The sequence below is a fragment of the Methylobacterium carpenticola genome, from assembly GCF_042748905.1.
GTDB lineage: Bacteria > Pseudomonadota > Alphaproteobacteria > Rhizobiales > Beijerinckiaceae > Methylobacterium > Methylobacterium carpenticola.
In genome coordinates this window covers 5,062,793-5,074,897 of record NZ_JBHZEO010000001.1, presented here as the reverse complement: position 1 = coordinate 5,074,897, position 12,105 = coordinate 5,062,793, and the positions used below count along the sequence as shown (strand labels likewise).

Sequence of the window (12,105 nt, the reverse complement as noted above, 5' to 3'; positions counted from 1 at the left end):
CCCGCGGCCGGCCCGATCGCGGCCTTCGGCGAAGGATTGCCCTGAACCGGACCCGGTGCTTAACTCATTGGCTAAGTGCCCAATCAACGGGCCGCACAGGTCGAGGAGGCGTCACGTGGCTGGGCAAACCCGGTGCATCGCGATCGTCGGACCGTTCCAGAGCGGCAAGACCGCCCTGCTCGAAGCCATCCTGCACCGCACGGGCGCGATCGACCGCCCGGGCCGCGCGGCGAGCGGCAACCGGACCGGTGACGTCTCGGCGGAGGCGCGGGCCCACGGCATGAGCGTGGAGCCGGCCGTGGCGAGCGTGAGCTTCCTCGGCGATACCTTCACCTTCATCGATTGTCCCGGCTCGGTGGAGTTCGCGCACGACATGCGCGCGGCTCTGCCGGTCTGCGACGCGGCGGTGGTCGTCTGCGAGGCGGACGAGCGCAAGCGGCCGGCCCTCGAACTGGTGCTGCGCGACCTCGAAGCCGCCGGCATCCCGCGCCTCCTGTTCATCAACAAGGCGGATGCGACGCCGGGCTCCCTGCGGGACGCCCTCGCCCTGCTCCAGCCCGCCTCCAGCGTCCCGCTGCTGCTGCGCCAGATCCCGCTCTGGCAGGGGGAGCAGGCCGTCGGCTTCATCGACCTCGCCCTGGAGCGGGCCTTCGTCTACCGCGAGCAGGCCCCGAGCGAGGTTGTCGCCCTGCCGGAGGGCGAGTGGCCGCGCGAGAAGGCCGAGCGCTTCACCATGCTGGAGCGCCTCGCCGATCACGACGATGCGCTGATGGAGGACCTGATCTCCGAGGTGGAGCCCGCGCGCGACCGCGTCTTCGCGGATCTCGCCCGGGAGCTGCGCGAGGGGCAGGTGGTCTCGGTGCTGTTCGGCGCGGCGGAGCACGGGCACGGCGTGACGCGGCTGCTGAAGGCCCTGCGGCACGAGGCGCCCGGCCTCGCCGAGACCCGCGCCCGGCTCGGCGTCGCGCCGGAGGGCCCCGGCCTCGCGCAGGTGGTCAAGACCCTGCATGCCGGCTTCGGCGGCAAGCTCTCGGTGGCGCGCGTCCTGCGCGGCGTGCTGCGGGAGGGGGACGGGGTGACGGGCAGCGGCGGGAACCAGGCCCGCATCGCCGGCCTGATGACGCTCACCGGCGCCGCGGGAGCCCGGGTGCCGGAGGCGCGGGAGGGCGAGGTTGCGGGCCTCGCCAAGCTCGAAGGCATCGCCACCGCGGAGACCGTGGCGGTGGGGAACGAGGCGCCCGCCGCCCTGGTGGCGCTGCCGCCCCTCGAACCGGTCCATGCCGTCTCCCTGCGCATCCGCGACCGCAAGGACGACGTGCGTCTCGCCGGGGCCCTGGCCAAGGTACTGGAGGAGGATCCGGCGCTCTCTCTGGAGCAGCATGCCGATCTCGGCGAGATGCGGCTCACCGGCCAGGGCGAGATGCATCTGCGGGTGGCGGTGGAGCGGCTCGGCGCGCGGTTCGGCATCGGCGTCGATCTCGACCGGCCGCGGGTCGGCTACCGCGAGACCATCCGGAGCGGCGCGGTGGCACGGGGGCGCCACAAGAAGCAGACGGGCGGGCACGGCCAGTTCGCCGACGTGGCGATCACGGTCCGGCCGCTCGCGCGCGGCGAGGGCTTCCGGTTCGAGGACGAGGTGGTGGGCGGGTCGGTGCCGCGTCAGTATATCGGCTCGGTGGAGGCCGGCGCCCGGGCCGCCCTCGCCCGCGGCCCCCTCGGCTTCCCGGTCGAGGACATCGCCGTGACCCTCAAGGACGGGGCCGCCCACGCGGTGGATTCCTCCGACGCCGCCTTCCAGGCCGCGACGCGGCTCGCCCTCGACGACGCCCTGCCCAAGGCCGGGCCGGTGCTGCTGGAGCCGATCCTCGCCGTGACCCTCTCGGTGCCGAGTTCGGCCACCGCGCGGGCGACCGGCCTCGTCACCGCCCGCCGCGGGCAGATCCTCGGCTTCGACGCGCGGCCCGGCTGGACGGGCTGGGATCAGGTCGAGGCGCTGATCCCGGAGGCGGAGATGAACGGCCTCATCGTGGAGCTGCGCTCCGCCACGGCCGGCGTCGGCCACTACACGGCGCGCTTCGATCACCGGGCCGAGCTGACCGGGCGGTCCGCCGACGCGGTCCGCGCAGGCCAGCCGGTGCGCAGGGCGGGCTGATCGGGCCCCGCCATCCACAGGCTTCGATCGCGGTCGCGCGATTGCGGCGGATCGGCAAGACCGGGCGTTAAGACTTCCTCCGCCAGTCTCCCGCTCCGATGGTGGAGGAGATCATGCGGACGGGTCTTCTGATGGCGGCCTTTGCCTGCCTGCTCGCCGGCCGGGCGGCCGAGGCGGGGGATCTGCGGGCGGAGGCCACCCCGCAACCCGCGGGCGAGGCGGCGCCGGCCGTGCCGCCCCGGCTCCGCACCGCCTCCGCCGAGGACGGGCCGATTCCGACGACGACCGGCACGACCCTGCCGCTCGCCAAGCCCGCCAAGCCCTGGTGCGCGGACGGGCGTGTGGTCGGCAGCGGCAGGGGCTTCTGCCAGATCAACTGATAGGGTTTCCGGACGATCGCGTCTGGAAGGCGTATCATCGGCCGGCGCGGCGCGGAGCAGGGCTCCGCGCACGCCTGAGCGAAGCCGGTTTGCGCATCGCGCAAGCGATGGCGCAGCCATCGCCAAGCGATCAATCGGAAGCCGTATGAGCATCCTTCGCCGAAGCCGCCGCCTTTTCGGCGGCGATGATGCGGGAACGAGGAGCCGGCAGCGCCTCGTTCCGGTCAGGCCGGCAGGACCGGCTTGTCCGCGCTCAGGCGCGTCACGTTGGCCTGAACGTGCTCGCGGTAGCGGGCGATCACCGCGTCGGGCGTGCCGCCGGTCAGCAGGGTGTCGGCGGCCTCCACGGCGGCGCCGATCTTCTCGTTGATCATCCGCTCGGTCTCGCGGCGCGCGGCCGGACCGCCCGCGGCGAGGGCGGCGAGGCGCAGCGCGATCACCGTCTGCGACTCGATGGCGAGCAGCGTCGCCGCGTACCACGGTCCGAACATGAAGCGTCTCTCAGATGGTGCGGGAGCCGAGGGCGAGGCGCGCGAGGTCGCGCCAGCAGTCCATCGCCGCGGCGAGGCGGCGGTTGAATTCCGCGAGCTGCAACTGGGCCGCATCGCCCGGTGCCCGGATCTCGCGCAGGGCGCTCCAATGGGCGAAGGCGGCCGTCATCTCGTCCTGCATGAAGGTGAGGAGGCGGAGGTTCATCGCGGCAAGTCCCGAAGGACCGGCGATGGACGGCTTCGACTCCTCGGCCTCCGGCGCGGCGGTCTCCCGAGCCATCGGCACCGGGACGGGCGCTTCGGGCACGGGAGGCGGAGCCGCGGGCACCGTCGCGTCCACGGGATCCGGCGCCTCGGCGGCCTCGGGCGGCGCCGTTTCGGGTTCGGGCTCAGGATCGACCGGCACGGGCGCCGCCTCGATCGCGACAGCCGCAGCCTCCGGCTGCTGGCCGGCGACGGCCATCGCCGCGGCTTCGTCCGCAGGGGCGCGGTCCGGTGCCTCCGCGGCGGGCGGCCCGTTCTGCGCCAGGGCCGAGCCCCCGGCTTGGCCGCGGATCCGCCGGGGCGGCTTCTCGGGGCGTCCTCTGCGTCCGTTCGTCATCGCGCGGTCCCGCGCCCCGCTCGGCATCCGCGATGCCGGGCGGGGCTGCGCTCCTGATCCGTCACGCCTTGCCGGTGGCCTTGTCGGCGGCGGCCTTGGCGGCCTCCTCGGTCAAGGTGGTGAATTCCTTCGCCTGCGTCTGGAGCGCGGCGATCTGGTTGCGCATGTACTCGCTCTGGAGGTTCATGGCCTCCTTGAGGTCGCGGGTCTTCACGAGCTTCTCGGCGAGGTCGAAGGTCGCGGCGAGGTGCTGCTCGGTGTAGTCGAAGCCCTTCGTCACCGCGGTGCCGGCCTTGGTCTGAGCCGTCTCCGTCGAGGTCTGCACCGTCTCGGCGAACTTGCGGGCGGTGCCGAGCAGGTTGCCGAGTGCGCTCTTGGCCTGCTGGAGACCCTTCTCGGCGCTGTCGCGCACCTCGTTCGGGATCTCGAAGCCCTTGTTCGTCATGGTCGTCTCCCCCGAAGGTCCTGCCGCAGGCCGCCGTGCTGTTGTGCGACGCAGCAGAACTATGTTGCAGTGCGATGCGGGTGTCAACCGACCGGCGCCGGAGGAGCCGCACCGCGGACGGAGCCTGCCGGGAGCCGTCCGGCCCGCGACGCTAGAGCATTTTCCCGCGAAGGGAAATTCGCCCCGCGCTGCCGCCACGCGTCCGCGGGATCAGCGGTGGCGGCCGTCATCCGCCGGCACGGGCCGGGTCGCGCTGCCGTACAGGCCGTGGAGCTTGAGGCCCACCTGAACGGCGAGGAGCAGGAGGATCGCCGTCAGGAGCCCGGCGATGATGGCTTGGCCGCGGGTGTCGAAGATGGGGGCCGGCTCGGGCGTGGGCTCGGGCGGTGAAGCCGTCTCCGGCCGGACGGGCACCGGCTCAGGCCGCTCGGGCGCGGCCGTCCCGCTGCGCGGCTCGAAGATCGGGCGGTAGCCGCCCACCGGGACCACGATGCGCACCGGCCAAGCGGCGCCCTCCTGGTTCTGGGCCTCCTCCAAGGCGCGGCGCAGCCGGCCGGCCTCCACCCGCACGCTCGGATCGTTGGCCGGATCGAAGCTCGGCGAGCGATTGAGGGCCCGCGTGGCGATCGTATACGCCTTGATGGCGTCGCCGCGCCCGGCCAACTCCTCCTCGACGATGAAGGACAGGAAGGCAGCGAGCTTCGGAGAGCGTCGGAAAGTCTGGCTTTGAAGGTAGTCCGTCAGCGCTTGGCGGATCGCCGCTTCGCTCACGGTGCCCGCATTCGCCGTCTCGGCATCGATCATTCTGCATCGCCACCGGGTTCGGTGCGCCTCTCAAGCGTCGCGATTATTGTGTCGATGGCAAGGTGCGTCCAGACCGACTGTCGGAGCAGGCCGTTCGGATGCACCGGCGGCCCGTCTTAACACTCTGCTAACCCTGTCGGCGCGAAGCTCGGGCTCCCGAATCCCTGGAGATCGCCCATGGCTCAGAATCAGGTCCGGCCGATGCCCAAGGCCTTCGCGCAATATCCGATTCCGCTCGAATTGCTGGCGGCCCTGCACCGCGCGAGCGAGTCGGACGTCGATGCGCTGGTCGCCCGGGTGCCGGAGACCGGCCGGGCTCGGCTCGCCGCCTACTGCACCGACAAGGACCATCTCCACCGGCTGGGTCTGCGCATCGCCGGCACCTGCGACGAAGAGGCGCTCGTGCGCGTGGTCGGGCCGGATGCGGGTGCGAGCCTCTACGCCCAGTCGCGGCCCCAGCACGCCCTTCCGCTCTGACGCCCGATCCGTCGATCCGCCCGCGACCGGCGCGGTGACGCCGGTGCCCGGGCGGAAACGCCCGGCACGGTCGGGGTGATGCGGCCGGCGGGCTCCAGCCGGGCGAAGGGACGCGGCGACCGAAGGGCGAGAGGATCGCGACGCGGGCCGCGAGCGCCTGCCGAGCCGGCTCCCGGCCCGGCAGGCGTGATGGAGCCTGGCGGCCTCCCGGCCGTTGTTCCGGTTTCAGGGCCGGAGCATGGGGCTCCGGCCGCGTCCGAGGCACCCCATCCCGAGGCACCCATGTCGGCCCGCACCCCCGAAGAAGCCCGTGCCCAGATCTCCTTCGCCCTGACGGCGAAGCGCGAATCCCTGCGCGCCGCCGCGAGTGCTGCCGAGGCCGCTCCGGCCGATCCGGCGGCGCGGCGCATGATGGATCGGCTGCGGGACGATATCGAGCGGCTGGAGATCCAGCTGCGTGGCATCGATCCCTGACGCACGGCGCCGGCGAGCCCGATGCGCCGCCTGTTCGACGATCTCGTCGTTCTGGTGAGGCTCATGCTGATCGCGGGCCTCGGTCTCTGGCTGATCGGCGCGACGGCGGATGCCGGTGTGCGGGGAACTGCCCCCGCCGTCACGGCGCCGGGTTCCGCTCCAGGGCACTGAAGGCCGCCAGCGCCCGGTCGCAATCGGCCTCCGGCAGCTGCGAGACGAGCGCCACGGCGTCGTTGAAGGCCGGCAGGAACCGGTCGCGCCATCCCGCTTCGCCCACGGCCCCGCGCAGGCGCGCGGAGGCGGCCGCGCTGGCGCGCCGGGTCTCCGCCTCCGGGGCGCCGCAGGCCATCGCCCGCCCGACGATGGTTCCGAGCCGCTCCCCTTCCACGTGGGGCAGCACCAGCGCCCGATCCTGTGCGGCGGCCGGCCCCGCCGCGGCGAGGAGAGCGAGAAGAACCATCGCCCTCACGCGCGCGGCCACCCTTTCAGGTAGCCCTTCAGGCGCAGGTACTCGGCGAGGATGGTGCAGATCGCGTCGCCCCGGCTGAGCTGCTCCACGGCCGCGAACTCGGTCAGCGCGGCGGCGACCTCGTCGGGGATGTGGAACGCCTCTTCCTGGGTCATCTCGTCGGTGTGTTCAGGATCGGCCATCACGTCCCTCCGCTTGCCGAACCGTAGCACGGCCGACGTCGTTCCCGCGGCAGAGCGCGGCATTCGGATTGATGTAGGGCGGTGCGGTCCGGGGATGGTCGCGTCGGAGACGCCTGCGGCGCGAGGCCGGGTCGGTGGTACCGCCACCCCGGCTCGAACGGGGGACCTCTAGATCCACAATCTAGCGCTCTAACCAACTGAGCTATGGCGGCCGACGTGGGGCGCTGTGTAATGCGCCCGGAGGGCTCTGACAAGCCGTGTCCGCACGATCGGGGGGCAGAAAATCGTGAAACGCGGGGGCGCTGAGCAGGCGGACGACAAATGCCGGTCGACCCGGGGCCGACCCGCCCCTAAACACCCGGGGCCGCCCGGGCCGGTTCCCGCGGCCCGGCACGCCCATCCCGACGGCCCGATGACGGCGAAGCCCGAGACGATCCGACGCTCACTCACCGACGGCCCCGTCGTGCAGGCTCCCGGCGGCCTGCGGGCCCTGGTGCGCGGCAGCGAGGTCGGTCTCGTCGGGCTCGCGATCGTGGTGGGATGTCTCTCCGGGCTCGCGGTCAGCGGCATGGCCTGGACCACGCAGGCGCTGCACCGCCTGTTCTACGGCCTCGTCGCGGATGGCCGCCTGAGTGCCGTGCCCTCCCTTGCGCCCGCCGTGGTGCTGAGCGTGCCGGTGATCGGCGGCATCGTGCTCGGCCTCGCCATCCGGTTCGGGAACCGGTTCCGGCGGGTCCCGGGGCGCCCGGTGGTCGACCCGATCGAGGCGAACGCGCTGCATGGCGGGCGGCTCAGCCTGCGCGATTCCACCCTCGTCGCGCTGCAGAACCTGATCTCGAACGGTTGCGGCGCCTCGGTGGGGCTGGAGGCGGGCTACACCCAGATCTCCGCCGGCCTCGCCTCGCGCCTCGGCCTCGGCTTCGAGCTGCGGCGCTCGGACATGCGCGTGCTGGTCGGCTGCGGGGCCGCCGCCGCCATCGCGGCGGCCTTCGACGCGCCCCTCACCGGGGCCTTCTACGCCTTCGAACTCATCATCGGCACCTACGCCATCGCGTCGCTCACGCCGGTGGTGGCGGCCGCGCTCGTGGGCGCCCTGGTCTCGCGGGCGGTGCTGCCGCATCCGGCCGGCATCGTCCTCGACCCGACGCCCCCCGTGAGCCCGGGGGATTACCTGCCGACGATCGGGCTCGGCCTGATCTGCGCGGGCCTCGGCATCCTGATCATGCAGACCGTCACGCTCGCCGAGGCGAGCGTCCGGCGCAGCGGCCTGCCGACCCTGGCGCGGCCCGCCCTCGGGGGCCTCCTGATCGGCCTGCTCGCCATCGTCGCCTCGCCGCAGGTGCTCTCGGCGGGGCACGGGGCGCTGCATCTCAACCTCGCGCAGGAAGGCCCGGTGCTCGGGGCCGGCGCCCTCATCGGGCTGTTCTGCGCCAAGGCGCTCGCCTCCGCGATCTCGATCGGCACCGGCTTCCGGGGCGGCCTGTTCTTCGCCTCCCTGTTCCTCGGCGCGATCGCCGGCAAGGTCTACGCGGTGCTGATGCCGCCCCTCATCGCCACGGCGCTGCCCCCCACCACCTACGCCATCGTCGGCATGAGTTCGCTCGCGGTGGCGGTGATCGGCGGGCCGCTCACCATGACCTTCCTGGCGCTGGAGATGACCGGCGATTTCCCGGTGACGGCCCTCGTGCTGGTGGCGGTGATCGCCTCCTCGCTGACGGTGCGCAAGACCTTCGGCTATTCCTTCGCCACCTGGCGCTTCCACCTGCGCGGCGAGAGCATCCGCAGCGCCCACGACATCGGCTGGATCCGCACGCTGACGGTCGGCCAGATGATGCGCCGCGACGTGCGCACGGTGCGGGCCGACACGACGCTCGCCACCTTCCGGCGCAGCTTCCCCCTCGGCTCGGCGAGCCAGGTCGTCGCCGTCGACGAGGTGGGGCTCTACGCGGGCATCGTGCTGGTGCCGGAGGCGCATGCGGCGCCCATCGACGAGCAGGCCGGCGCGACCCGGGTGGCCGACATCCTGCGCTGCCGCGGCGACATGCTCCTGCCGCAGATGAACGCCAAGGAGGCCGCCGCCCTGTTCGACCGCACCGAGAGCGAGGCCCTGGCGGTGGTCGAGAGCCGCCAGACCGCGCGCGTGATCGGGCTGCTCACCGAGAAGCACACCCTGCGCCGCTACAGCGAGGAGCTGGACCGCCAGCGCGCCGCCACCGTGGGCGAGGTGGGGTGAGGTCGGAGCGCCCCGGCCGCTCCCGACGCGGCGCCGTGCCCTACCGGCAGCCCCGATTGTCCTCTCGGGCACGATCGTCTAGGGAGGCCGGCATCAAATCGCTGAGCCAAATCAGCCAGCGTCTTCCCGCCCTGACGGCCGCCAACGTCATTCCAGCTTCCGGGATCGGTCTGCGATTGCGCCGCAACCGCCTCGTCGGGCCGCCCCGCGCAAGCGGGCAGAGCATCTGCCTCTTCGATCGGCTCAGGCTGTCTGGTCTTTCTTAAGGTAATGCCAGGATAATTGGGCGCTTCAGGGAAGCCGAGTGCCGGCTGGATTGTCAGCCGGCTGATCTTCCGCGTCTTGAGATTGAATCCGAACGGACGGCTTGAACCCTGGGCAGGGCAGGATTCCGATCGTTTCAATCCAATGATTGTCCAAATCCAGACGCGCGACGCCGGACATTGCGGGCGCGCGCGAGAACGAGGTTCATCGATGAACGCCGACGACAGGAACAAGCACCGTCCCGCAGAGTCTTCGCACGACATCCTTCCGCTCAGCCGCAGGCAGATCCTCGCAGCCGCGATGGGTGGCGTGGCGGCGGCGGCTCTGCCGGGCCCGGTCGCCCTGGCCGCGCCCGCGGAGGGCAAGGTCGACGTGCTGCTGATCGGCGGCGGCATCATGAGCGCGACGCTGGGCGTGTGGCTGAACGAACTGGAGCCCGGCTGGTCGATCCAGATGGTCGAGCGCCTGGACCGCGTGGCGATGGAGAGTTCGAACGGCTGGAACAACGCCGGCACCGGGCATTCCGCCCTCGCCGAGCTGAACTACACGCCCGAGAAGAAGAACGGCCAGGTCGAGATCGCCAAGGCCGTCGAGATCAACGAGGCCTTCCAGGTGACCCGCCAGTTCCTGGCCTGGCAGGTCAAGAAGGGCGTTCTGAAGAACCCCCATTCCTTCATCAACTACACGCCGCACATGAGCTTCGTGTGGGGCGACGACAACATCGCCTACCTGAAGAAGCGCTACGAGGCGCTGAAGGCCAGCCCGCTCTTCGCCGGCATGGAATACTCGGCCGATCCGGAGCAGATCGGGAAGTGGGTCCCCCTGATGATGGAGGGGCGCGATCCCAAGCAGAAGGTCGCCGCCACGTGGTCGCCGCTCGGCACCGACGTCGAGTGGGGCGAGGTCACCCGCCAGTACGTGTCCCACCTGCAGGGCCAGCCGAACTTCAAGCTGCGGCTCTCGACCGAGGTCGATGGCATCGCGAAGAACGCGGACGGGTCCTGGCGCGTGACCTCCCGGAACCTCAAGGACGGCTCCAAGCAGAGCGTCGACGCCAAGTTCGTGTTCATCGGCGCGGGCGGCGGCGCCCTGCACCTCCTGCAGGCCTCCGGCATCCCGGAGGGCGAGGATTACGCGGGCTTCCCCGTGGGCGGTTCGTTCCTGATCAACGAGAACCCGGACGTGGCGACGCGGCACCTCGCGAAGGCCTACGGCAAGGCTTCCGTCGGCTCCCCGCCGATGTCCGTTCCCCACCTCGACACCCGCGTCCTCGACGGCAAGCGCGTCATCCTGTTCGGCCCCTTCGCGACCTTCTCGACGAAGTTCCTGAAGGAGGGCTCGTATTTCGACCTCCTCACCTCCACGACCACCAGCAACGTCTGGCCCATGCTGCGCGTGGGCCTGGACGAGTATCCGCTGGTGGAATACCTCGCCGGGCAGCTGATGCTGTCCGACGAGGACCGCCTCGCCGCCCTGCGCGAGTACTTCCCGAAGGCCCGCAAGGAGGACTGGCGCCTGTGGCAGGCGGGCCAGCGCGTGCAGATCATCAAGCGGGACAAGGACAAGGGCGGCGTGCTGAAGCTCGGCACGGAGATCGTCAACGCGAAGGACGGCAGCATCGCCGCGCTCCTCGGGGCCTCGCCCGGCGCCTCCACCGCCGCCCCGATCATGCTGCAGGTGCTGGAGAAGGTCTTCGCCGCGAACGTCGCGACGCCGGAATGGCAGGCGAAGATCCGGCAGATCGTTCCGAGCTACGGCCAGCGGCTGAACGACGATCCGGAGCGGGTCGCCCAGGCCTGGGCCTCTACGAGCGAGCAACTGCAGCTTCCGGCGCCGCCGCAGATCGACCGGTCGGCGCTGAAGCCGAACGTTCCGAGCAGCAGCACCGTGCTGAACAGCAACAGCGGGGCCGTTGCGGAGCCGGTCCACGATCTCGCGCCCTGACCGGGGCGGATCGGGTGGAGGACGGGCGCGCGGCTTTCGATTGACCCGCGCGCCCGGATGCGCGAGGGCGGAGGAAACAGGCATCTCGGGAGACGCGCCATGTCCGCCGCCAAGCGCCACTATCGCATCGCCGTGATCCCCGGGGATGGAATCGGCAAGGAGACGGTGCCCGAGGGCGTCCGGGTGCTGGAGCAGGCGGCCAAGCGCCACGGCTTCACCCTGCAGCAGGACTGGTTCGACTTCGCCTCCTACGACCATTACGCCAGGCACGGCCGCATGATGCCGGAGGATTGGCGGGCGCAGATCGAGGGACACGACGCGATCTTCTTCGGGGCGGTCGGCTGGCCGGAGAAGATCCCGGATCACGTCTCGCTCTGGGGCTCGCTGATCCTGTTCCGCCGCGACTTCGACCAATACGTGAACCTGCGCCCGGTGCGGCTGATGCCCGGCGTGCCGTCCCCGCTCGCCGGCCGCAAGCCCGGCGACATCGACTTCTGGGTCGTGCGCGAGAACACCGAGGGCGAGTATTCCAACGCGGGCGGGCGGATGTTCTCCGGCACCGAGCGCGAATTCGCGGTGCAGGAATCGATCTTCACCCGCCACGGCACCGACCGGGTGCTGCGCTTCGCCTTCGAGCTGGCGCAGTCGCGGCCGAAGAAGCACCTCACCTCCGCCACCAAGTCCAACGGCATCTCGATCACGATGCCCTACTGGGACGAGCGCGTGGAGGCGATGGCGGCCCGTTACCCGGACGTGTCCTGGGACAAGTACCACATCGACATCCTGACGGCGCATTTCGTGCTGCACCCGGACTGGTTCGACGTGGTGGTGGCCTCGAACCTGTTCGGGGACATCCTGTCGGATCTCGGCCCCGCCTGCACCGGCACGATCGGCATCGCGCCCTCCGGCAACATCAACCCGGACCGGACCTTCCCCTCGCTGTTCGAGCCGGTGCACGGCTCGGCGCCGGACATCGCCGGCCAGGGCATCGCCAACCCGATCGGGCAGATCTGGTCCGGCGCGATGATGCTGGAGCATCTCGGCGAACGGGAGGCCGCCGCGGAGATCGTGGCAGGGATCGAGCGGGTGCTCGCCGAGCGCACCCTGCGCACCCGCGACCTCGGCGGCAATGCCGACACCACGGCCTGCGGGCAGGCCGTGGCCGAGGCGCTCGGTTAGGTACTCATCC

At 71.5% G+C, this 12,105-nt stretch carries 13 protein-coding genes and 1 tRNA gene; 7 read left to right on the top strand and 7 right to left on the bottom strand.

Annotated elements, in window-relative coordinates; genetic code table 11:
• The first annotated feature begins 115 nt into the window (after positions 1-115).
• Complete coding sequence (locus ACE101_RS23555) at positions 116-2,152, top strand: elongation factor G (RefSeq protein WP_379134823.1); 2,037 nt, start codon at positions 116-118, stop codon at positions 2,150-2,152.
• A 113-nt stretch (positions 2,153-2,265) separates the two neighbouring features.
• Positions 2,266-2,532, top strand: a complete 267-nt coding sequence (locus ACE101_RS23550) for a hypothetical protein (protein WP_379134821.1) — start codon at positions 2,266-2,268, stop codon at positions 2,530-2,532.
• Positions 2,533-2,756: 224 nt separating this feature from the next.
• On the opposite strand, the gene ACE101_RS23545 is transcribed toward ACE101_RS23550, so the two are convergent.
• The 4 genes from ACE101_RS23545 to ACE101_RS23530 all read right to left on the bottom strand — a co-directional run bounded on the left by ACE101_RS23545 (position 2,757) and on the right by ACE101_RS23530 (position 4,873).
• Complete coding sequence (locus ACE101_RS23545; protein WP_379134818.1) at positions 2,757-3,023, bottom strand: hypothetical protein; 267 nt, start codon at positions 3,021-3,023, stop codon at positions 2,757-2,759.
• Between the two features lie 10 nt (positions 3,024-3,033).
• Complete coding sequence (locus tag ACE101_RS23540; RefSeq protein ID WP_379134816.1) at positions 3,034-3,624, bottom strand: hypothetical protein; 591 nt, start codon at positions 3,622-3,624, stop codon at positions 3,034-3,036.
• A gap of 61 nt (positions 3,625-3,685) precedes the next feature.
• Entirely contained in the window at positions 3,686-4,069 is a 384-nt protein-coding gene (locus ACE101_RS23535) for a phasin (protein WP_379134813.1), read from the bottom strand.
• Between the two features lie 210 nt (positions 4,070-4,279).
• On the bottom strand, positions 4,280-4,873 hold the full coding sequence (locus ACE101_RS23530) for a hypothetical protein (protein WP_379134811.1): 594 nt from the start codon (positions 4,871-4,873) through the stop codon (positions 4,280-4,282).
• A gap of 177 nt (positions 4,874-5,050) precedes the next feature.
• On the opposite strand from ACE101_RS23530, the gene ACE101_RS23525 reads away from it, so the two are divergent.
• Together ACE101_RS23525 and ACE101_RS23520 are read left to right on the top strand one after the other, a co-directional pair.
• Positions 5,051-5,350 carry a hypothetical protein gene (locus ACE101_RS23525; protein WP_379134809.1) on the top strand — a complete coding sequence of 100 codons (300 nt, stop codon included), beginning with the start codon at positions 5,051-5,053 and terminating at the stop codon, positions 5,348-5,350.
• Between the two features lie 282 nt (positions 5,351-5,632).
• Positions 5,633-5,824, top strand: a complete 192-nt coding sequence (locus tag ACE101_RS23520; protein WP_379134807.1) for a hypothetical protein — start codon at positions 5,633-5,635, stop codon at positions 5,822-5,824.
• Positions 5,825-5,963: 139 nt separating this feature from the next.
• Here the strand turns inward: ACE101_RS23520 and ACE101_RS23515 are convergent, their stop codons facing one another.
• From ACE101_RS23515 to ACE101_RS23505, 3 genes are all read right to left on the bottom strand, one after another.
• Entirely contained in the window at positions 5,964-6,284 is a 321-nt protein-coding gene (locus ACE101_RS23515) for a hypothetical protein (protein ID WP_379134805.1), read from the bottom strand.
• 5 nt (positions 6,285-6,289) lie between these two features.
• A complete protein-coding gene (locus ACE101_RS23510; protein WP_379134803.1) occupies positions 6,290-6,475 on the bottom strand; it encodes a hypothetical protein in 186 nt (61 codons plus the stop codon).
• 135 nt (positions 6,476-6,610) lie between these two features.
• A tRNA-His gene (locus ACE101_RS23505) sits at positions 6,611-6,687 on the bottom strand.
• Positions 6,688-6,887: 200 nt separating this feature from the next.
• Between ACE101_RS23505 and ACE101_RS23500 the strand changes: the two genes are divergently transcribed.
• The 3 genes from ACE101_RS23500 to ACE101_RS23490 all read left to right on the top strand — a co-directional run bounded on the left by ACE101_RS23500 (position 6,888) and on the right by ACE101_RS23490 (position 12,095).
• A complete protein-coding gene (locus tag ACE101_RS23500) occupies positions 6,888-8,708 on the top strand; it encodes a chloride channel protein (protein WP_379134801.1) in 1,821 nt (606 codons plus the stop codon).
• Between the two features lie 474 nt (positions 8,709-9,182).
• Positions 9,183-10,916 carry a malate dehydrogenase (quinone) gene (gene mqo / locus ACE101_RS23495; protein WP_379134798.1) on the top strand — a complete coding sequence of 578 codons (1,734 nt, stop codon included), beginning with the start codon at positions 9,183-9,185 and terminating at the stop codon, positions 10,914-10,916.
• A gap of 99 nt (positions 10,917-11,015) precedes the next feature.
• Complete coding sequence (locus tag ACE101_RS23490; protein WP_379134796.1) at positions 11,016-12,095, top strand: tartrate dehydrogenase; 1,080 nt, start codon at positions 11,016-11,018, stop codon at positions 12,093-12,095.
• The last annotated feature ends 10 nt before the right edge of the window (positions 12,096-12,105 follow it).